Here is a 21,903-nt window from a genome sequence, read left to right on the forward strand (position 1 = left end):
CAAACTAACAAGTTATTATGAGTTTCTCACAGCCTGCAAGGAGCGAGGTGATGCAATTTCTTGATCAGAAGATTTTAGGATATGTTAAAGAATTTCTGCGACCGATAGATGAGAATTGGCAGCCGGCTGATTTACTGCCGAATGCTTCAATGGAAAACTTTTTTGAGGAAGTCAAACGGCTGCAAGAACGTGCCCGAGAACTTTCCTACGATCTGGTTGCTGTGCTGATCGGCGATGCGATTACCGAGGAGGCGCTACCCAGCTACGAATCGTGGATTCATACTTTGCAAGGCATACATGGCACCGAGCGCGAAAGCGGCTGGCGTACATGGACACGCCACTGGACTGCTGAAGAAAACCGCCACGGCGATGTACTGAACCGCTACCTCTATCTGACAGGGCGGATCAACATGCGTGAGATGGAAGCATCTACGCAGTATCTGATTGCCGATGGTTTCGATCCACAAATAGGAGACGATCCTTACCGCACGTTTATATATACCAGTTTTCAGGAATTGGCAACCAATGTTTCACACCGTCGGGTGGCATCAATGGCTAAAAAGCAAGGCGATCCGCTGCTTGCCAAGATTTGCGGACAAGTAGCCGCTGATGAGGCCCGCCATGCCAAAGCCTATATTACCTTCATTCGCCATATTTTTGAGATAGATCCCAACGAGGCTATTCTCGCTTTTGAAGACATGATGCGCAAGAAAATTGTGATGCCGGCGCATTTCATGCGTGAAATAGGCGTTGAAATAGGTACAACTTTCGCGCACTTTACTGATGCTGCGCAGCGGCTGGGCGTATATACTGCTTCAGACTACGTAGAGATCATGCGTCAACTGCTCAAAGACTGGAACATTGAAGGCCTTCCGCAACTTCGGGATACGGGGGAAAAGGCAAGAGAATATCTCTTGGCCCTGCCAAATCGTTTAGAGCGCATAGTCGAGCGCATGAAAGTTCCCCAGTTGGAGTATAAGTTTCGCTGGATTCTAGACTGACGCTGAGCATTTTAGAGGCTATCCAAAAAGTAATACGGACTTTAGTCTGTTATTTCTTAGTTGCTTGATAATCAAATAGTTGCAGACTGAAGTCTGTGCTACATGCGTCCTTTTTGGACAGCCTCGAGTAATAACTTAGCAATTTCTTAATATTAAAACTCGTAGGGTTGCCTGTTGCAACGTCTAATTTTGCAACGCAATAAAAGGCAATCTTATGATCAGAAAATTATTACTTAATGTATTTGCTGCGATTATGTGCGTATTTGCTGTAACAGCAGTTCAGGCACAGGTAACAACTGCAGCTATGATAGGAAGAGTACTTGACGATAAAGGTCAGGGCTTACCAGGTGCCAGCGTTATAGCTATCCACCTGCCTTCAGGAACGCGCTACGGCACGGCAACACAGACTGATGGACGCTACACGATCCCAGGTATGCGCGTAGGCGGACCTTATCGCGTAACTGTAACTTTCGTAGGCTACAAGGAGCAGGTACGCGACAATATCTTCCTTAACTTGGGTACTTCTGCAGAAGTAAGTTTTGCTATGCAAGAAGATAATATCGAGTTGGGTGAGGTAGTAGTTATAGGCAGCCGCAACGACATCTTCAGTTCAGATCGTACAGGTGCTGCTACTAACATTGGCAAGGATCAGATCAACAACATGCCTACGCTGAACCGCTCTATCAACGACTTTACTCGTCTGACTCCTCAGGCAAGCGGCAACGGCTCTTTTGGTGGCGCTGACAACCGTTTGAACAACATCACAATTGACGGCTCTTTGTTCAACAACAGCTTTGGTCTTGCAGGTCAGCCGGGTGGTCGTACAGGTCAGTCGCCTATCTCTCTGGATGCGATTGAAGAAATTCAGGTAAACATTGCCCCTTATGACGTGCGCCAAGGTGGCTTTGTAGGTGCAGGTGTAAATGCGGTAACTCGCAGCGGCACCAATGATTTCAGCGGTTCTGTTTTCTATAACACACGTAACAAAAATTTCGTAGGTACACAGGCAAAGGGACGTGAAGTAATTGTTGGCGATTTCAACGTATTCCAGACAGGTTTCCGCGTAGGTGGTCCTATCATCAAAAACAAACTATTCTTCTTCCTGAACGGCGAATTTGAGCGCCAAACAGAGCCGGGTACTACTTTCCGCGCAAATGCCGGCGGTGAACCTGTCGGTGGTAATGTAACCCGCGTATTGCGTTCAGATCTGGACGAATTGAGCAACTTTTTGCGCACGCGTTTCAACTATGAAACAGGCCCCTACGAAGGCTATAATAACGAAACCCGCAGCGATAAGTTTCTCGCTCGTTTGGATTACAACATCAGCGACAACCATAAACTGAGCGTTCGCTACACACACTTAGATTCTCGCGCTGATATTTTGGTGAGCAATAGTACCACTGTGTTAGGCAACCGCCGTGGTAACCTGAACGCGCTGAACTATCAAAACTCGAACTACATCCAAAACGAAAACATCCGTTCGGTAATTGCCGAATTGAACTCTAATTTCAAGGGCAAGTTTTCTAACAACTTCATCATTGGCTATACTTACCAGAATGAAGATCGCGGTTCACGCGGCGACTTCTTCCCACTGGTTGAGATTGCTCAAGGTGGTGCAACTTACATTACGTTCGGCTTTGAGCCTTTTACACCGAGCAACCGACTCAATTATGGTACATTTCAGATGCAGAACAACTTTACCTACTATGGTGGCAGGCATACGATCACTGCCGGCTTCAACATAGAGCGTATGTCTTTTGAAAACGTATTCTTCCCTTTCTCGCAAGGCCGTTATGCTTTTAACTCACTACAGGATTTTTACACAGCTGCAAATGCCTTCTTAGCTAATCCAAGTTTAACAACCTCACCGGTAACGATTCGCAACTACCGTTTGAACTTCTCGGCGCTGCCGGGTGGTGCAGAACCTGTACAGCCTACCAAAGTAACTTATGCAGGTGTATACGTACAAGATGAAATTCAGGCTGCCGACAACTTCAAATTAACTGCCGGTCTTCGCGTTGATGTTCCTTTCTTTGCTGAAACAGGCTATTTTAACCCTGAAGTACCCAATTTGACGTTCCGCGATGAAAAAGGTAACCCCGTTCGTTACAACACTGCTAAACTGCCTGATCCAAATATTCTTTGGTCGCCTCGTTTAGGTTTCAACTGGGATGTAAAGAAGAATCAAACTACGCAGGTACGCGGTGGCACAGGTATTTTCTCAGGCCGTCCGCCGTTTGTATGGATTTCTAACCAGATTGGCAACAATGGCGTATTGACTGGCCTGATTAATATTGATAACACGACTGCTTTCCCGTTTGATCCTAATCCGAGAAGACATATTCCTGCCAATCCTACTACGCCTTCCACATATAACATTGCTGTAACAGACCCTGGCTTCCGTTTCCCTCAGGTATGGCGTTCTAACATCGCTATTGACCAGAAACTGCCCGGAGGCATCATTGGTACTTTGGAATTTATCTACAGCAAAGACGTAAATCAGGCTTATTACATTGATGCAAACCGCGAACCTGCCGATCGCACTTTCAATGGTCCTGATAACCGTCCACGTTTCCCGGGTTCAGGACTGACAGGGGCTGCACAGAATAATGCTATCCGTATCAATGATAACATTACTGATGCAATTGTACTGAAGAATACTAACCAAGGGCGTATCTACAACATCACTGCTCGTTTGGAGAAGCGCTTTGACTTCGGCTTGAACGTGATGGCTGCCTACAACCGCGGCGATGCCCGCAACCTAATAGACCCTGCCTTTATTGCCTTCTCTTCATGGGCTGGTCTGCCAACGGTTCGCGGTAACAACCTGCCTGAACTGTCCTTCTCTGACAACGACCAACGTCATCGCTTCATTTCTGCAATTGACTACCGCAGAGATCTTGGTAAAGTAGCTACGCTGACTGCCTCTTTGTTCTACGAGGCTCGTAACCAAGGTCGCTTTAGCTATCGTATTAACGGCGATATGAACGGCGACGGTGTGAATGGCAACGATCTGCTGTTTGTGCCTAACCGCGCCAGCGATCTGATTTTCTTGCCTTTAACGATCGGTGGTCGTACATTCTCTCCTGAAGAGCAAGCCGCCGCTTTCGACGCATTCATCAATCAGGATGCTTATCTGAGCTCTCGTCGTGGTCAGTATGCAGAGCGTAATGGTGCGCTGTTGCCATGGATATATCGCGCTGACTTCAGTTTACAAATTGACTTTAAATTGCCTGCCAAGAACAAGCTGCAACTGCGTTGGGACGTTTTCAACGTAGGCAACCTGATTAACAATAACTGGGGGGTAGGCAATATCATCACCACCACCACTCCGCTTAACTTTGCAGGTGTAAATGCGCAGGGCGTTCCAACTTACCGCATGGTAAACGTAGGTACAACTGCTAACCCAATACTGCCTAACACTACTTTTAACTCATCAACCGGCTTTGGTGATGTTTATCGTATGCAGTTCGGTGTGCGTTATATCTTCAACTAAGTTTGTCTGAAGCATATGAAAAAGGCTGCCCAATTGGACAGCCTTTTTTTGTTTGACATATTATCAATCCTTACTGCATCTGCTCAAAGCCACCGATAATTGGTAGGCGGCGAATGGCTTGATCTTCGGTGTATAGCAACTTATCATCTACCTGTTCGGCTTCTGTGCGTGCTGTTTGGATAAAGCCGCCGAAAGAACCATTGGCTATAAAATGCAGCGCAGCGGCAAGCAGGTTTTCGTTCGGATTGCCAAAGGGGCGTGTCCGGTCGTCTGTAGCACGGAAAGACGGCTCAAAACCGTTAGCAAAGGTATCGCCATTGGCATTAACGCTTTGAAAGCAGATCGGCACCAGTGAGTAACCCTCGCGGTGGCTGAATACATATCCGCCTACGTACTTGCCATTAGTGGTTGTGCCAATTGTCTGCACGTTAATAAAAGGACGCAATCCGTTGATAATCAATTCGCTGGCAGAGGCAGTGTTACTTGTTGTCAGTACAAATACGCGGTTGAGATTCAAGCCATTAGTAACAGTTTTGAAATTAAGCTCAGTGTTGCGTTGCGTATTCTTGCTGTTGTGCTGGTATTGCAGAAAGCGCCTACCTGCCGCATTGGGCGCAATCAGGCTGGCGAGATGCTGGGCTGTTTCGGGAGCGCCGCCGCCGTTGTAGCGCAGGTCTAATATCAATTCATTGACATTGGCACTGCGGAAAAAGTCAAAAGCCTCATCCAACTCTTGTACGGAAGATTGTGTGAAAATAGAGAAGACCAGATAGCCGACTCTTCTGCCTGCTACCTCTTTGACCTCTCGCAGCGTAACTCCGCGCATGGTAAAATTGCGAGATTGCAACTGAACTTCGCGGATAGCCCCCGAACTGTCTTGTACAGTTATATCTACCGAATTTTCAAAGCGGGGGATGTTGGTTGCCCCGGCAGTGATCGCTACGCCGTTGACGCGTATCACGCGCATACCGCGCTCCAGTTGCGCATCGGCTGCGGGCGAATTGGGATGCACGAGCACTAACCGCAGGTTCTGCTCGCGATCTAAGCCCCAAAGGAAGCCAAAACCCTGTGTAGATCCTGTGCGGATCTGGGCTGCTGTGGCTCCGTTGTCGCGCACGATGTAGCTCCACCGGTCGGTTGGGCGGTACATCATTGCCTCCAACAGTGCTTCGGGTGTACTGAAGTTGTTCGGATTGATATTCGATGGTATTCTGCTGTGCCAGAAATAAAAGAAGTTCATCACTTCAAAAACATAGCGCCTGATAGGTAGCGCATTCACATCTGTAACAGGCTCATTTACCTGATTGCGGCAGGCTGTTGCTCCTACCAATAGCAATAGTCCCGCATAAATCAAACGTTTCATAACAGATTAGATGATGGTTTTCTTACTTTATTCGTTGTTTGAGATAATCTAAGGACATGGCGTATGCTTCGTCTGTAGCCTCTTTCACGAATTTAGGATTACTTGGATTAGCGAAGGCATGATCTGCATCAAAAATCTTGTAAATCAGTTTTTTGTTTGCCTGCTTCATGTTAGCATCGAATTCCTCTACAACTTTGGGTGAGATCCATTGCTCCTGACCTGCAAAAATGCCAAGTACGTCGGTATTGAGCGTTTTGAGGCGTTCTACGTCTTTTTCAGGCATTCCATAGTAGATGATGCAGCCTTTCGCCTGCTTTCCTGCCAGCAGGGCAGCTTGCAACGACCAACTGCCTCCCATGCACCAACCGATAGTAAAAATATTGGCTTTCTTGCCTGCATAAGCAATCGCGCCGTTTATGATAGCCACAGCACGTTCCTGCCGTAGCCCTTGCATTTGTTTAGCTGCCTCTTCGCGGGTAGTTGCTACTTGTCCATCGTATAGGTCAAGGCAGATCACATTTACATCAGGTAAATCTTTGTAGAATTTTTCTGATTCAGCTTTCACATAGTCATTCAGTCCCCACCACTCGTGGAATACGAACAGGTAGTTATTACTTTTCTTTTTGGCAGGAATCAACCATGCTTTGGCAGTTTTGCCGTCGGCGGTAGGGTAGCTGATTTCTTTTCCGCCTACCTGCGAAATGAAAGTAAACGGAATTGGCTCTTCGTGCTTGTTGACAAATGCTTGGTCGGAAGCAAAGGCGGCAAAAGATGCAGTTGCGGCAGGCACATGGCAACAAACTGTTTTTGCTGAGTTGTTAGTTAATGCGTCGTACACAAATACGATTACAGCACTCACCGTAAAAGCCGCAGCGATAATAAGTATTTTTAGCATGGCTTCTATTTATTTTGTGATAAAACTTTGGTGTTACAACACGCATTGCTCACGCAAAGTTTACGGCTTTAATATAAGAAGGTACATGGAAACTTTAAATCAGCATATCGAGCATACGCTGCTTGCTCCCGTAGCAAGTGCAGACGATTTTGAACAACTGGTACAAGAGGCTATTCAGCATCGGTTTGTCGGTGTATGTGTACCGCCTTACTGGGTCAAAAAGGTTCGCCGCGATATTGGTACACACGACATACGGTTGGTAACGGTTGTGGGTTTTCCACTGGGCTATAACCGATCGGAGGTAAAAGTGCGCGAAACCGAAATCGCCCTGCTCGATGGTGCAGAGGAAATAGATATGGTAATGAATCTGAGCGCATTTAAGACGGGTGTTGTGAGTTGGGTAAAAGGTGAAATCGCACAATTAGCCAAAATATGCCATGAGAGTCGCGCTCTGTTGAAAGTGATTATAGAAACTTGCTATCTAAACGACGAGGAGATTGTGCGCGCCTGTAAAATTGCTCAGGATGCGGGGGCAGATTTTGTTAAAACCTCGACCGGCTTTGGCAGCAGCGGGGCAACCGAACACGCCGTTCGCCTGATGCGGGAAACCGTAGGCGAATATATGGGTGTAAAAGCATCAGGGGGCATCCGCACTAAAGGGCAGGCGCTGGCAATGATTGCCTCCGGTGCCGATCGCATTGGTTCTTCAGCAGGTGCAACCTTATTGCAACAATAAAACGCCTGAAAATCAGTTGTTTTCATAGTACATGTGTGAAATTTTGGCGAATCCCGATAAAAAATGTTCATACTTGATTCATATTTGGTTGGAAGTGGCTACCTTAGGGGAACAAATTAAAACTATTTTACTATGAAGTTTTCTACAATTAAACATGCCATCCGCTATTCGGCTGCATTTGCGCTGATGTGGTTGTGCAATTCTGCTTGGGCACAGTACACGGTGCAGGGTACAGTTAAAGATGCCGCTAACGGTAGCCCGTTGCCGGGCGTAAACATTGTAGTGCGAGGGACTACGACCGGTACCATTTCCGATGCCAATGGTTCTTATCGCATCAATGTAGGTAGCAATAGTCCTGCTACCTTAGTGTTCTCTTACATCGGCTACCTTTCCAAATCGGTAGAAGTTAGCGCGAGCAATACCACAGTAGATGTTTTGCTTGCAGAAGACGTTACCAGACTGGAAGAGGTAGTTATTACAGGTCTTGCATCTTCTATCAAAAGAAGCAATCTTGCTAACGCTGTTTCTACGGTTTCAGCCAAAGAGCTCATCGGCACTACACAGATTCAAACGGTAGATAATGCACTCTATGGCAAAATCACAGGTGTCAATATCAATCTAAACGGCGGCGCGCCGGGTGGCGGTGTTTCTGTCCAACTGCGCGGTATTTCATCGTTGGTAGGCGCTTCGCAGCCGCTTTATATTGTAGATGGTGTATATATCAACAATGCTACGAATCGCAGCGGACGCGCTGCCGTATCGGGTGCTGAAGCCGGTGCAGGTGTAGGTGCGCAGGACGATGCCCCTAACCGTCTCGCTGACTTAAACCCGAACGATATCGAAAGCATCGAAGTACTGAAAGGGCCTTCTGCAGCCGCTATCTACGGTACGCGAGCCAATGCAGGTGTAATCATTATTACTACTAAAAGAGGCGCTGCCGGCCGTACCAAAGTATCATTCGCACAAGACGTAGGTTTTGCGCGCGCACAGCGCCTGCTGGGTGTTGATGACTGGAACGAAGATAAGATTAATTTCTTTTTCCCTGTTGCCCGCCGTCCGATCGAATTGGAGCGTTTTCGCGCTGCAGGCGGACGCAGATTTGACTACGAAAAGTATTTTTATGGCAACACTGCTACTTTGCTCAACACCCGCGTAGGTGTTTCGGGAGGCAATGAAAAAACTAAGTTCTTCGTATCAGGAGCACTTACCGACGAGGAGGGTATTGTACGTCGCACAGGTTTTCAGCGCTACTCGCTGCGTACCAATGTGGAGCATAAGCTAAACGATCGCATTACAATTGGTATAGGTTCTAATTATATCCGCACCAATACAGATCGTGGTTTTACAGGCAACCAGAACAACACAGGTGCTAGCATTGGTTACAATATCGCCTATGTGCCAACCTATTTTAATCTGTTCCCAAATGAAAACGGTGTGTATCCCGACAATCCGTACTTTGCAGAAAATCCAATTGCGGTAACAGATAAAGGTATTAACAACTCCGTAGTTAATCGCTTTATCCAGTCCTTTAGTTTTGGGGCTGATCTGCTGAAGACAGATAAATCGTTGTTGAAATTTGTGGCACAAGGAGGTTTGGACTTCACACAGAACTCTACACTGGTCTATTTGCCCGAAGATCTGCAATTCCAACGCGCACAGGCCAACCCCGGCGACGCGCTGTGGGGAGAAACACGCAACGTGAACACCAACTTGCAGGCGGCTTTGACCTATAACTTCAACTTAGGCAAAGTGAATATGAACTCACAGTTGGGTACGGTACGTCTGAATTTCTTTGAAAACAGTTTGTTGGCTCGCTCTCGCGGTCTGGCGCCGGGGCAGAAAAACCTCCGTCAGGGAACTGTACAAGAAATCTTTCAGGCACAACAATCCGATATTACAGACGTAGGGATATTTGCACAGCAGGAAGCTAACTGGGATGATAAAGTAGTAGCTACTGTCGGTATCCGTTGGGATAAATCTACCCTTAACGGTGACGCAAATAAGTTCTATGCCTTCCCAAGGGCTTCATTAGCGGTCAATGTTGCCAACTTCGACTTCTGGACTTTTAAAGAAACTGTAAACCAAGTAAAACCGCGTATTGCTTATGGTGAAACAGCAGGTTTGCCTGCGTTCGGTCAAACTTTTACAGCTCTGAATCCAGCTAATATTGGTGGCTTACTTGGTTCAGTAGTTACAACGGCGGCAGGGAATGCTACATTAGAGCCTGAACGCGCAAGCGAATTAGAGGTTGGTCTTGATGCAGGATTTTTTAACAATCGCCTGCAACTTGAGGTAACTTATTACGACAAACAGACACGCAACAATATCCAGAACCTAAGCCTTGCGCCTTCTACAGGTGTAAACTCTATCCCCAGCAACCTTGCACAACTTTCCAACAAGGGTTGGGAGCTTTCACTGGGCGCTGTTCCTGTACAGAAAGATAACTTCCGTTGGTTTACCCGCGTGATGTACTGGCAAAATCGCCTTCTGACAAAGCGCTTAGGTATTCCGGCTTACTTCCAGGGTGGTTTTGGTACGGCTCTGGGTACGTTCTGGATTCGCGAGGGCATTTCACCAACTACAATCGTAGGTACGCCACAGGTTTCGCCCGGAGTATTTACCATCTGGGGCGATCAGCAGCCTGATTTCCAAATGTCATGGTTGAACGAAATTACTTTCCTGAAAAACTTCGAATTCAACATGCTGTGGCACTGGAAGCAAGGTGGTGATAATATCAACCTTTCTGCTTTCTTAACTGATTCCGGTGGTACAACTCCGGGCTGGTTCAGAGATGACAACGGAGACGGCATTCCTAACGGCCGTCAGCGTCCACCTGCGCCGTTCAATAACGCTGGTCGCTGGGTTCAGGATGCGAGCTATGTTCGTCTGCGCGAGGTTGCATTGTATTACAATGTGCCTAAAACTACGCTGACGCAATGGTTTGACGATAAAGTCGGCAGAGTACGCGTTGGTGTTTCTGCCAACAACCCACTTACTTTTACTAAGTATGAAGGTTACGACCCTGAAACCTCAACTTTCGGTCAGCGTTCCATCGGCTCCGGTATAGACGTTACACCTTACCCGACATCAAAACGCTTCTTTGGACATTTGATTGTGGAATTCTAAGCCGTTGTTACCTAAACATTTAAAAACTATGCTGAAAAAATCTCTTTATATGGGTCTTTTAGCTGCTGCGCTTTTAGGCAATAGCGGCTGTAGCTTCTTTACCTTAGAAAATGCTGTTGACCCCAACAACCCCTCCTTGCAAAGCGTAAGACAAAATGCTACCCGCAACCAGATCCAGTCGCTGATTACAGGTCTGGAGTTCCGTCATCGGGCGCATGTGTTCACTGTTACAGCTGCTTTTGGCTGTTTTGGGCGTGAAATCTGGTACTTAAACGCTTCCGATCCGCGCTGGCAAACCGACTGGCTGGGGCAGGGCGGTCGCAAACCCGATGGGCAGTTTTTTGCTGTCGGCCCTGCTTACGATGCACCCTATCAGACAATTAAACAAGCAAATGTGATTTTACAAGCTGTGCGTAACACCAACGCTATTAGCGAGCAGGAACGCTTGGCTGTCAGTGGGTTTGCGAAAACAATTCAGGCCTACCAGTACATGATTGTTGCCAATGGACAGTTTCAAAACGGCATCCGTATTGATGTAGCCGACGAGTTGAACCCTGGTCCTTTTGTACCTTATGCTGAAGCGCTCACCCGCATCAACGCCTTGCTGACTGAAGCCAACGACGAGTTGAGCCGTGCAGGTACAGGCAATTTCCCCTTCAAATTGACTGCCGGTTTTGCAGCTAATAACTTCAGCTCAATCGCATCCTTGCGCCAGTTTAATCGTGCAGTTGCAGCGCGACTGGCAATATATCGTCAGGATTGGCAAGGCGCGTTGAACGCTTTAAACCAATCTTTTATGAACATTGACGGAGATTTGGACGCGGGACCTGCATTTACCTACGGCGCACCACCTGATTTGTTTAACCCGTTGTTCTTTGTATTGGATGCGCCTATCAATACAATGATTGTGGTGCATCCGTCGCTGATTGCCGACGCTCTGCCCGGCGATTTACGCGTGCAGCGCAAATTCTTTCGCCGCCGCAGTCCTGTTGTAGTTACAACTGATAACATACCTTTATCAGGCGAGTGGCAGGATTTGCGCTACCCAACCAACACCGCGCCGGTGAAATACCTGCGCAACGAAGAGTTAGTGCTCATCTATGCTGAAGCCAGCGCACAGGCAGGCAATAGTGCAGAAGCTGTTCGTGCAATTAATCGTATCCGTACAGCAGCAGGTCTGCCCGCTTATGCGGGTGCAACTACCCGCGATGCACTTATCAACGAGATCTTGTTTCAACGCCGTTATTCTCTGTGGTGTGAACCTTGGGGACATCGCTGGGTAGATGCCCGTCGCTACGACCGTCTAAACGAGATCCCTGTTGCGTTGGATCAGGGCACAGTTTTTAAACAATTAGAGCGACCATTGGCAGAAGTAAACTGGGAAAAACTTCAAGGCAGATAATCGCCTACTATCAGAATACCAATGCGAAATTCCACTTCTGCGGAAGTGGAATTTCTTTTTTTCGCCTATTTTTGACAGTTGTCTTTAACCCTAAACTAAATCTGCTGTGTCCTTATTAGACTGGTTTGTCCTCACTCTTACCATCGGTTTTATCACTGCCTATGGTATCTGGAAAACGCGCGGAAGCAAAAACACCAGAGATTTTCTGCTGTCTAAAAGAATGGGTTGGGGTACGATTGGACTTTCCATCATGGCAACGCAAGCCAGTGCAATTACCTTTTTGAGTACACCCGGGCAAGCATTTTCCGATGGGATGCGCTTCGTGCAGTTTTACTTCGGATTGCCGCTGGCCATGATTGTGCTCTGCATGACTGCCGTACCACTTTACCAGCGCCTCAACGTGTACACGGCTTATGAGTTTCTGGAAAAGCGCTTCGACATCAAAACCCGATCGCTCGGCGCCTTTCTTTTCCTAATTCAGCGCGGACTTGCCGCAGGGCTAACGATTTATGCCCCTGCACTTGTGCTTTCTACTATTCTGGGCTGGGATATTTTCTATGTCAATCTGATGCTGGGCAGCATTGTGATCCTCTACACTGTCATAGGCGGTACAGAGGCTGTCAGCATTACCCAAAAACAACAAATGTTTGTCATTTTCGTCGGATTGATGGTGGCTATGTATATGGTTTTCAATCTGATGCCGCAGGAAGTTGGTGTATGGGAGGCTGTTCAGGTAGCAGGTAAAGCGGGTAAATTGGACAGTGTGGATTTTAGTTTTGACTGGAACAATCGCTACAGCTTCTGGTCAGGGCTGATAGGTGGTTTTTTTCTGCAACTTTCCTATTTCGGTACCGATCAGTCGCAAGTGCAACGCTACTTAGGTGGTAAGTCTACGACCGAAAGTCGTTTAGGGCTGATCTTCAATGGGTTTATCAAAATTCCAATGCAGTTTTTGATCCTATTCATCGGTGCGATGGTCTTTGTATTCTATCAATTCCACGAGCCGCCGATCTATTTTAATCAGGTAGAAGCCGAAAAGGCGCGCCGTTCTGATCAAGGAGAAGAGTTTCAGCAATTAGAGGAGCAACACAGCCGTCTATTTGTACAAAAACGCGCGCAAGCGCTTGCACTTGTAGGAGCGCTGAAACAAAATGATCCACAGCAAATCGAGCAGAACAAAGCACAGTTAGACGAGCAAAATCAGGCTGCCCGCAAGATCAGAAATCAGGCCGTCGCAATTATTCATCAACAAAACGAGGCAGAGGGGAAGGGCAAATCAAGCGATACGAACTACGTATTCCTAACCTTTGTAATCAGCTATTTGCCTAAAGGACTTATCGGACTGCTAATAGCGCTGGTAATCTGCGCTTCTATGTCTTCTACCGCATCAGAGTTAAACGCACTTGCCTCCACTACGGTGATAGATGTTTACAAGCGCTCAATCAAGCCTAATCAAGACGAGACTCATTACCTAAAGGCTTCTAAATGGATGACGATTGGCTGGGGAGCATACGCAATTCTCTTTGCTGAGTTTGCAAGTTCTTTGAGCAATAATCTCATAGAAGCCGTTAATATTTTAGGGTCGCTTTTCTACGGAACAATTTTGGGCATCTTTTTGGTCGCATTTTACGTAAAGAAAGTACAGGCGAGAGCTATTTTCCAAGCTGCAATTTTTGCCGAAATTATTGTATTAATATGCTGGAAATTTAGCAACATATCCTATCTTTGGTACAATATGATCGGGTGTCTGGCGGTAGTAGTGCTGGGTTTAGTGCTGCAACTATTTCAAAAACGCGGCACAGATGGTACAAGTTTTGTACAATTTTGAAGTTAGATAAACATCGAGGCAGACTACCCCCCTGCCTGTCTGATTACTTTTCATTGGCTTACCTACCTGATTGAGAAAAAGGTAATAGCCCAAAGCAAGTATGAAATATAGCATATTTACCGCACTGTTTACATTTTTGACTTGTTTTTCCGTTTTGGCGCAGATAGACGGCGCTATAAGGATGCGCGGTGGGAAAAATATTACCAACGACCCTGAGGGTATGGTTGTCCTCGAACTTTTTGGGCGCGGTGCAACCGAGATGATGATATCTAATGATCCAAGTTTTCCTAACCAGCGATGGAGGCCCTACGAAACATCAGTCAAATGGCGCTTGAAAATTAGCGACGGCGACGGGTTGAAAAATGTTTACGCTCAATTCAAAGATAATCAGGGCAATGTATCCGACGTAGTAGAAACAGTTATCGAATTAGACCGACAGCCTCCATTTGATTGCAGCATTACCATCAATGGCGGTGCGCGCTTTACCAATGCCCGAGACAGGATCGTGAGTGTCGAGTTATACGCTCAGGAAGCCAAAGAAATGCAGTTGAGCTTGCGTGCCGATTTTGTAGGTGCGCAATGGGTTCCCTATGCCGAACGACGCAGAATGCAACTGCTTGGCGAGGATGGTGAAAAAGTTATTTTTGCGCGTTTTCGCGACGTAGCGGGTAATATCTCACAGACAGTTAGTGCGCGCATTATCATGGATATGATGCCGCCACTTAACCCACGTGTGCTGATCAATAACGGCGATACGTACACCAACAAAGAAACCGTTACTCTATTTTTGAGTGCGCAGGGGGCAACAGAGGTGTTCATTCGGGGCGGTTCTGAGTGGATGCCGATGCGAAATACGATAGAGTGGACGCTGGATCCTCCCGGAGAAGGCGAGCGCGTCGTACAGGTTCGCTTCCGCGATGATGCGGGTAACTACTCTGCCGTAGCCCAAGATGCTATCATTGTAGATACTGAACCGCCAATGTTGCCACGCATCTCTATTGACGGCGGCAACCGCTTCACCAGAAGTTTGTCAGTCGGGCTGCGGCTCTCAGCTATCGGCGCTCATGAAATGCAGATTAGCAACGATAGTTCTTTTCAGAATGTATCGTGGCGTCCTTACAATGTGTCAGCCGCATGGACACTTCCCGACCGCGATGGTAACCGCCGTGTCTATGCTCGTTTCCGCGATCAGGCAGGCAACATCTCCGAGACGACATGGTCAGAGATCATACTTGACAGAGTTCCGCCTACCAAGCCACGCGTAGAAATTGTTGGTGATATGTCTAAGATATCCAACGATACAAGTGCTACTGTGAATCTGAAAGTTTCTGCCGAAGGGGCAAAGTACATGATGATCAGCAATACGAGCAACTTTTTCAACGCCCGTTGGGAAGTATATCGGACAGATATCAAAAATTGGAAGTTGGGCAGCCCCGGTGACGACGGCGACAAAGGTATCTTCGTCCGCTTCCGCGATGAAGCAGGCAACGTTTCAGATGTGGTCAGCACTAAAATCAGGCTTGATCGGACAAAACCTGTCGACTGTCGTATCGTAATAGACAACAACAGAGAGTTTACCATAGATCCTAATAAAAAGGTTTCGCTTCAGTTGTTTGCACGAGGTGCCTCTGAGATGATGATTTCCAACAACAGCACGTTTGCCGGAGCTAAATGGCAGCCTTATGCTACTAACATAGATTGGATACTGGAGGGCGAAGACGGTCTTAAAAACGTAGTGGCAAAGTTTCGCGATCAGGCGGGCAACGAGTCTGACGTTGTAGCAGACAATATCATTCTAGATCGCAAGCCGCCTTTCGATTGCAGCATAACGATCAACCGCGGCGACTCCATCACCAACGACATTGATAAAGTTGTGATTGTAAAGGTAAAAGCCAAACAGGCTGCTCTAATGATGATCTCCAATACTCCTGATTTTGCAGGTGAGCGTTGGAGAGCGTATTCTGAACTGAATATGAACTGGGCATTGATTGGTAACGACGGACTCAAGACAGTCTATGCCAAGTTTAAAGACGAGGCAGGTAACGAATCGCCTGTCTATTCGGATAACATTATTTTGGATCGGACACCACCGAAAAAAGGCACAGTTAAAATTCTGGCTGAAAACCAGCAGGTTAAATTACAGCAAGTTAAACTCGAACTCTATGCGCAAGATGCAGTAGAGATGATGATTTCCAACTTCTTCGATTTTCGCAATGCAAAGTGGGAACCTTATGCAACCTCGAAAGACTGGACTTTGGTAGGTGAAGACGGTGTAAAGACCGTTTTTGTCAAGTTCAAAGATAGGGTAAATAATATTTCGGAGGTTGCTTACGACCGCATTGGCTTGGACATGACTGCACCTAAAGGCGGGGATATTAAGATCAACAACGGCGCGAAGTACACAACCAATATCAATAAACTTGTTATGCTGAAACTTTCTGTACAAGATGCTACCGAAATGATGATTAGCAATAACAAAGATTTTAAGGATGCTAAATGGCAGCGCTATGAAAGTTATCTGTACAACTGGAAGTTGGACGGCGACGACGGCGAGAAATATGTATATGTAAAATACCGCGATAGAGCAGGTAATGAGACGCAGCCCGTGCTAGCCAGCATCATATTAGACCGTCAGGAGCCTATCAACGAGGAACTAATCATTAATAAAGGCGAGGGATGTACCAATGCCTCTAACGGACGGGTTAAGTTGGATATCAGGGTAGAAGGTGCTAAAGAGATGATGATCAGCAATAACAAGTACTTCACCGGAGCAACATGGGAGCCTGTTCGGGATAGCAAAGACTGGGGACTTTCGCCCGGCGATGGCGAAAAAACAGTCTTTATTAAGTTCCGCGATGAAGCCGGCAATGAATCAGGTGTTGCTTCTGCTAATATCGTGTTAGACACGGATGCGCCTATACCGGGTTCTATCAAATTTGCAGGAAATAATCAGACATTGACCAAGACTCCGCTTGTAACCCTTGAATTTAATGCGCGTAAAGCTAATTTTATGATGATATCTAATTCGCCGAAGTTTGATGATGGCGCTGTCTGGGAGCCTTATCAGGCATCTAAAAAGTGGTCTTTGCGCGATGGTGCAGGTCTGAAGCGCGTCTTTGCAAAGTTCAAAGACAATTGCAACAACGAATGCCAGCCTATCAGCAGAGAAATCACATTGGCTTACGATAATTAGTGGTTACTTAAAGCTAGTAAAAAACCACTTCAGCATAAGTTGAAGTGGTTTTTTACTAATAGGCGGCTGTGGATTAATAGCCGCCGCGGTACTTATAGGTCTCAGCTACTTTGGCGATAGCTACTACGTAAGCTGCCAAGCGCAAAGAGATATTGTGTTTTTGCGCTGTTTTGTAAACACGCTCAAAGGCATCCTTCATAGCGCGATCGGTGCGGCGATTGATGCGGTCGAGCGGCCACTTATAGCCAATGCGGTTTTGTACCCACTCGAAGTAAGATACAGTTACACCGCCTGCATTCGCCAGAATATCGGGTACGACCGATACGCCATTGCTGTAAAGTGTGCTGTCAGCTTTGGCAGAGGTTGGGCCATTTGCGCCTTCTACAATCAGTCGGGCGCGGATATTTGCGGCATTTTTCTGTGTGATAACGTCTTCTTTGGCAGCAGGGATGAGTACGTCCACTTTTGCCTCCAGCAACTCGGCATTAGTAATCAGTTCTGCACCGTCGAAACCTTCCAAAACCCCTTTGTTCTTGTTCTTGTAGGCAATTGCCTTTTCAATATCAATACCTTTGTCGTTCCAGTAGGCAGAGGTATGGTCGCTGATGCCGCATATTTTCAGACCGCGTTCTTCCATCAGGATTGCTGCGTGAGAGCCTACGTTACCAAAACCTTGTACGGCACATGTTGATTTGGCGGGGTTCAGTCTTAATTTTTCCATAGCTGCCAGTGCCGTTACCATTACACCGCGTCCGGTTGCCGCAGTACGACCCAGCGAGCCACCCAATACCAGCGGTTTGCCCGTTACTACGGCAGGTTCTGTTTTGCCCTGTGCTTTTGAATATTCATCCATTAGCCAAGCCATTTCGCGCTCGCCTGTGCCCATATCCGGTGCAGGGATGTCTTTATCGGGGCCAAAAACATCTACCAGTGCAGAAGTATATGCACGGGTCAGGCGCTCTAACTCGCCGGCAGACATACTGCGCGGATCGCAAATGATGCCGCCTTTACCACCGCCGTAAGGAATATCTACAACAGCACATTTCCATGTCATCCATGCTGCCAGCGCTTTTACCTCGTCGAGGCTTACCCCCAGATCGTAGCGGATACCCCCTTTAGCAGGGCCGAGGATGTTGGAGTGAATGACGCGATAGCCTTCAAATACCTGTATCCTGCCGTTATCCATCGTTATAGGTAACGAAACGATTACTTGACGATGCGGACGCTTCAGCACTTCATAAGTTTCATTATCCAGCCCCAAGATGTTTGCTGCCTCATTAAAGCGGGACATCATGGACTCAAAAGGATTCTCTTTGTCCTTGATCGGTGCAGGCTCTATGTACTGCGATTGGTTAGCCATAAAAACTGTTGATTTATTGGATTTGGTGCGGCAAAAGTAGAAATATTACTTGTGATTTGCCAACTTGCTAAACCAAATGAAGATCACCAACTTATGATTCACGTAAATTCTGAAATTGGCACGCTGCGCCGACTGATTATTCACAGTCCGGACAGCGGTTTAGGAAAAGTTGTACCCTCAAAAGCGCAAGATTGGCTGTTTGAAGACATTGTTCATTTGAAAACGATGCGATGCGATGAGTACGACTATTATGTCAAAATATTACTGTATTTTTTAGATCCTGAAAAAGTGCGTGGGCGCTTGTCTGTCATTGACCATCCCGACAATCACCGGGCGTTCTACAAGCCCGATGATCCGCAGTTCCATGCCTCTGATAAGGTGATGGACATCGAGTATTTGCTGGGGGATATTCTGGCAGACGTAGGGGTGCGCCGCGAACTGGTAGCATCTATTGCTGCTTTGGAGCAATATTCTTTTGCCTTGCAAAATGAACTGCTCAAACTCGAACCGCGTGCATTGGCAAAGACAATTATTTCAGGGGCGCTGCCCAATGAGCAGATGATTTTTGCACCGGTGCCTAACTTTATTTTTACCCGTGATATCGGCGTTACAATTAACGACCATATACTGCTCAATCGCCCCGCTAAGGCGGCCCGTCGCCGCGAGTCTTTTATCGCACGTTATGTATTCTACTATCATCCGGCTTTTGAAAGTATTCGCCACAACATTATCGAAATTCCCGACGATGAGCAGTTTTTCCTCTTAGATGGCGCAGAGCGCGAAAATCGTCAGGTTACGCTCGAAGGCGGTGATATTATGATAGTTGCACCCAATCACTTGTTGGTAGGTATCAGCGAACGCACAAGTACACATGCAGTCAATAAAATTATTCAGGCGCTTTTCAGCCGCAATGTGCTGGAGAAAGTTACCGTCATCCGCATACCTGCCAAGCGCGATTTTATGCATATTGATACTGTGTTTACACAAGTCAAGCGCAATATGTGGGTGTTGTATGGCAAGTTTTCCAAGCGCAATCTCGAGGCAAAAGATCTGCTCGATAAATTTTACAAAAAAGGCGAGGAAAATAAACTCAAAATCATGCAGTTTGTAAACGGAGAAGAGCATGCGCACGAGTTTGACACGATGGAAGACCTGCTGGACAATATTAGCCGGAAGGATTTACATGCCACAGAGCCTACACAGTTTATCTACTCGGGCGATTATGAATTCCCTTACAGCCTGCGCGAGCAATGGACAGACTCCTGTAATTTGCTTGCATTGAAAGATGGCGTGGTAATTGGCTACGATAGGAACGATAAAACGGCAGAGGCTTTTGCGCGGCATGGCTTCCGCATTATTGGGGCGGCAGATCTCCTACAACAATTTGAAAGCGGCGAACTATCTCCCAAAACCCTTACCGATACATTGATCATGCTGCCCTCTGCCGAGCTTTCGCGGGCAAGAGGCGGTTCTCACTGCATGAGTATGCCGCTGCTGCGCGATACTGTACTGTAAGCCGTTAAACAAAATACCCTGATAAGCAAAACTGATCAGGGTATTTTTGCTAGAACAACGATCAGATGATTTATTTTGCACTGAAACTCACGCGCTTTTTTTCCCACATCAGGCTTACGATGCCTTCTTTGTTGATGTCGAAGGTCATGGCTTCAAAATGTTCGTCAGCAACTGCCGGCTTTACCTTCACGCGAAGCACGTCTTGAGCCTCGTTGTAGTCATATGCACCCCATTGGTCGTGCTTGCTGTTGAAGATGATTGTCCATTCGTCCTCACCCGGAATTGTAAAAAGGGCATATTTGCCTTTGGGCAGTTTCTGACCTTCTACCATGATGTCTGCGCTGGTTTCAAAGGTTGTTGCTTTGTTTGCACCTGTGCGCCATACTTTACCATAGGGGACTAATTCGCCCCATATTTTGCGACCTCTCACAGAAGGCTGCCCGTAGGTAATGGTAATAGTAGTTTCGCCGATTTTTTCAGCAACTGACGCTTCAGGGCTTGCCGGCTGTTTGTTCTGAGCTTGTGTTGCAAATCCTGCAAGCACAAACATCAACAGGAATACAAAGTGTTTTTTCATACAAGAATTTGTGTTTGATTGGTCAAGATGAATAACCCTTTCTATAACGCAGCAGCCTTGTTAATTGTTCATCAGGTCTTCTATTTCCTCAGCAATGATCGGGATGTGTGCCATTAGGTCTATGTTCCCGCTTTCGGTAATGAGAATATCATTTTCCAAACGAATACCGATGCCTTCTTCGCGGATGTAGATACCCGGCTCGCAGGTAAAGACCATGCCCGGCTCGAAAACGTGGTAGCGGCTGCCGTAGTCGTGTACGTCCAGCCCCAAATGATGCGAAGCGCCGTGCATGAAATATTTTTTATACAGCGGATTATCAGGGTCTTGTCGAGCGACTTCGTGCCTGCTTAACAATCCCAGCCCGATCAGTTCGGCTTCCATCACCTTGCCGACCTCTTTGTGGTAGTCTATCCAGTTGTTGCCTGTAACTAGCATGGCTTTTGCTTCCACCATGACTCGATGCACGGCGTTGTAAACCGCCCGCTGACGTTCAGTAAACCTGCCGCTCACCGGCAGTACGCGGGTCAGGTCGGCATTGTAGTTGGCGTACTGTGCGCCCACATCGAGCAGCAGCACATCGCCTGCCTGACACTGGCGGTTGTTTTCGACATAGTGCAACACACACGAATTGCCACCCGAAGCGATAATTGGCGCATAAGCAAAGCCATCGGCGCGGTTGCGGATAAACTCGTGGATCAGTTCTGCCTCTATTTCGTATTCCCATACACCCGGACGCACAAAGCCCAGCAAACGGCGAAATCCTTTGGCGGTAATATCTATGGCAGTTCGCAGTTGCTCTATCTCGCGGGCAGATTTTACCGCACGCAAACGGTGCATGATCGGCTGTAGGCGCTCGTACTTATGCAGTGGAAATTTTTCTTTACAATACTGAATGAACCGGTCGTCGCGGGTTTGCACTTCGCTGCTGTTGCGCAGGTGTTCGTTGGTATTCAGGTACAGGTATTCCGCCTCGAAAGCCAGTGCATGAAATATACCCGCAAATTGGTGTGTCCAGTAAATGGTCTGGATGCCTGAAAGTTCGCGGGCTTTGTCCTTGGTTAGTTTATGTCCTTCCCAAATAGCGATTTGCTCATTAGTTTCGCGTAGAAAAAGTATTTCGCGGTGTTTCTCTTCCTTTGCATCGGGAAAAATAATCAGTATTGTTTCTTCCTGATCTATGCCGCTCAAGTAAAATAAATCCGTCTGTTGTTTAAATCCCATCGTCCCATCGGCATTAGTGGGCATAATATCGTTGGAATTAAACACGGCTAAAGCGCCGGGCTTAAGGTATTGGCGAAAATTTTCGCGGTTATATACGAACAAGTCGTTGGGTATCGGATGGTAGCGCATGGTATTATTGGTAGCTAAATGAGCAACAAGTCTATGCAATTTGGTAATTTTGCACAAATGT

Annotated in this window: 13 protein-coding genes; 8 read left to right on the top strand and 5 right to left on the bottom strand. The window is 47.0% G+C overall.

Annotated features, from left to right (window positions below; translation table 11 throughout):
* Nucleotides 1-17 precede the first annotated feature (17 nt).
* Both ACWIP2_RS00480 and ACWIP2_RS00485 read left to right on the top strand, forming a co-directional pair.
* Nucleotides 18-1,001: an acyl-ACP desaturase gene (locus ACWIP2_RS00480; protein ID WP_448517919.1), complete on the top strand. Its 984-nt coding sequence runs from the start codon at nucleotides 18-20 to the stop codon at nucleotides 999-1,001.
* Between the two features lie 214 nt (nucleotides 1,002-1,215).
* Entirely contained in the window at nucleotides 1,216-4,497 is a 3,282-nt protein-coding gene (locus ACWIP2_RS00485; RefSeq protein ID WP_448517920.1) for a TonB-dependent receptor, read from the top strand.
* A gap of 70 nt (nucleotides 4,498-4,567) precedes the next feature.
* Here ACWIP2_RS00485 and ACWIP2_RS00490 read toward each other — a convergent pair whose 3' ends face one another.
* Nucleotides 4,568-5,860 carry a S41 family peptidase gene (locus tag ACWIP2_RS00490; RefSeq protein ID WP_448517921.1) on the bottom strand — a complete coding sequence of 431 codons (1,293 nt, stop codon included), beginning with the start codon at nucleotides 5,858-5,860 and terminating at the stop codon, nucleotides 4,568-4,570.
* A 22-nt stretch (nucleotides 5,861-5,882) separates the two neighbouring features.
* A complete protein-coding gene (locus tag ACWIP2_RS00495; protein ID WP_448517922.1) occupies nucleotides 5,883-6,755 on the bottom strand; it encodes a dienelactone hydrolase family protein in 873 nt (290 codons plus the stop codon).
* Between the two features lie 85 nt (nucleotides 6,756-6,840).
* Here ACWIP2_RS00495 and deoC point away from each other — a divergent pair, with 85 nt between their 5' ends.
* From deoC to ACWIP2_RS00520, 5 genes are all read left to right on the top strand, one after another.
* The gene (gene deoC, locus ACWIP2_RS00500) at nucleotides 6,841-7,491 is read left to right on the top strand and encodes a deoxyribose-phosphate aldolase (RefSeq protein ID WP_448517923.1); all 651 of its coding nucleotides are present in this window, start codon (nucleotides 6,841-6,843) and stop codon (nucleotides 7,489-7,491) included.
* Nucleotides 7,492-7,623: 132 nt separating this feature from the next.
* Nucleotides 7,624-10,617, top strand: a complete 2,994-nt coding sequence (locus ACWIP2_RS00505; protein ID WP_448517924.1) for a SusC/RagA family TonB-linked outer membrane protein — start codon at nucleotides 7,624-7,626, stop codon at nucleotides 10,615-10,617.
* 49 nt (nucleotides 10,618-10,666) lie between these two features.
* Entirely contained in the window at nucleotides 10,667-12,019 is a 1,353-nt protein-coding gene (locus ACWIP2_RS00510; RefSeq protein ID WP_448517925.1) for a RagB/SusD family nutrient uptake outer membrane protein, read from the top strand.
* 106 nt (nucleotides 12,020-12,125) lie between these two features.
* A complete protein-coding gene (locus ACWIP2_RS00515; protein ID WP_448517926.1) occupies nucleotides 12,126-13,847 on the top strand; it encodes a sodium:solute symporter family transporter in 1,722 nt (573 codons plus the stop codon).
* A 100-nt stretch (nucleotides 13,848-13,947) separates the two neighbouring features.
* The gene (locus ACWIP2_RS00520; RefSeq protein WP_448517927.1) at nucleotides 13,948-17,040 is read left to right on the top strand and encodes a hypothetical protein; all 3,093 of its coding nucleotides are present in this window, start codon (nucleotides 13,948-13,950) and stop codon (nucleotides 17,038-17,040) included.
* A 73-nt stretch (nucleotides 17,041-17,113) separates the two neighbouring features.
* On the opposite strand, the gene ACWIP2_RS00525 is transcribed toward ACWIP2_RS00520, so the two are convergent.
* Nucleotides 17,114-18,400: a Glu/Leu/Phe/Val family dehydrogenase gene (locus tag ACWIP2_RS00525; RefSeq protein WP_448517928.1), complete on the bottom strand. Its 1,287-nt coding sequence runs from the start codon at nucleotides 18,398-18,400 to the stop codon at nucleotides 17,114-17,116.
* Nucleotides 18,401-18,493: 93 nt separating this feature from the next.
* Between ACWIP2_RS00525 and ACWIP2_RS00530 the strand changes: the two genes are divergently transcribed.
* On the top strand, nucleotides 18,494-19,915 hold the full coding sequence (locus ACWIP2_RS00530; protein ID WP_448517929.1) for an arginine deiminase family protein: 1,422 nt from the start codon (nucleotides 18,494-18,496) through the stop codon (nucleotides 19,913-19,915).
* A 70-nt stretch (nucleotides 19,916-19,985) separates the two neighbouring features.
* Here ACWIP2_RS00530 and ACWIP2_RS00535 read toward each other — a convergent pair whose 3' ends face one another.
* Together ACWIP2_RS00535 and ACWIP2_RS00540 are read right to left on the bottom strand one after the other, a co-directional pair.
* Nucleotides 19,986-20,492, bottom strand: a complete 507-nt coding sequence (locus tag ACWIP2_RS00535; RefSeq protein WP_448517930.1) for a DUF2911 domain-containing protein — start codon at nucleotides 20,490-20,492, stop codon at nucleotides 19,986-19,988.
* A gap of 60 nt (nucleotides 20,493-20,552) precedes the next feature.
* Nucleotides 20,553-21,842 carry an aminopeptidase P N-terminal domain-containing protein gene (locus ACWIP2_RS00540; RefSeq protein ID WP_448517931.1) on the bottom strand — a complete coding sequence of 430 codons (1,290 nt, stop codon included), beginning with the start codon at nucleotides 21,840-21,842 and terminating at the stop codon, nucleotides 20,553-20,555.
* Nucleotides 21,843-21,903 lie beyond the last annotated feature (61 nt).

It is taken from the genome of Rhodoflexus sp., from assembly GCF_053489755.1.

Excerpts from the sequence above, each read along its gene's own strand:
- ACWIP2_RS00530 (WP_448517929.1), top strand. The coding sequence starts at position 18,494 with ATGATTCACGTAAATTCTGAAATTGGCACGCTGCGCCGACTGATTATT.
- ACWIP2_RS00495 (WP_448517922.1), bottom strand. The coding sequence starts at position 6,755 with ATGCTAAAAATACTTATTATCGCTGCGGCTTTTACGGTGAGTGCTGTA.
- ACWIP2_RS00535 (WP_448517930.1), bottom strand. The coding sequence starts at position 20,492 with ATGAAAAAACACTTTGTATTCCTGTTGATGTTTGTGCTTGCAGGATTT.
- ACWIP2_RS00490 (WP_448517921.1), bottom strand. The coding sequence starts at position 5,860 with ATGAAACGTTTGATTTATGCGGGACTATTGCTATTGGTAGGAGCAACA.
- ACWIP2_RS00510 (WP_448517925.1), top strand. The coding sequence starts at position 10,667 with ATGGGTCTTTTAGCTGCTGCGCTTTTAGGCAATAGCGGCTGTAGCTTC.
- ACWIP2_RS00480 (WP_448517919.1), top strand. The coding sequence starts at position 18 with ATGAGTTTCTCACAGCCTGCAAGGAGCGAGGTGATGCAATTTCTTGAT.
- ACWIP2_RS00525 (WP_448517928.1), bottom strand. The coding sequence starts at position 18,400 with ATGGCTAACCAATCGCAGTACATAGAGCCTGCACCGATCAAGGACAAA.
- ACWIP2_RS00540 (WP_448517931.1), bottom strand. The coding sequence starts at position 21,842 with ATGCGCTACCATCCGATACCCAACGACTTGTTCGTATATAACCGCGAA.
- ACWIP2_RS00505 (WP_448517924.1), top strand. The coding sequence starts at position 7,624 with ATGAAGTTTTCTACAATTAAACATGCCATCCGCTATTCGGCTGCATTT.
- ACWIP2_RS00520 (WP_448517927.1), top strand. The coding sequence starts at position 13,948 with ATGAAATATAGCATATTTACCGCACTGTTTACATTTTTGACTTGTTTT.
- ACWIP2_RS00485 (WP_448517920.1), top strand. The coding sequence starts at position 1,216 with ATGATCAGAAAATTATTACTTAATGTATTTGCTGCGATTATGTGCGTA.
- deoC (WP_448517923.1), top strand. The coding sequence starts at position 6,841 with ATGGAAACTTTAAATCAGCATATCGAGCATACGCTGCTTGCTCCCGTA.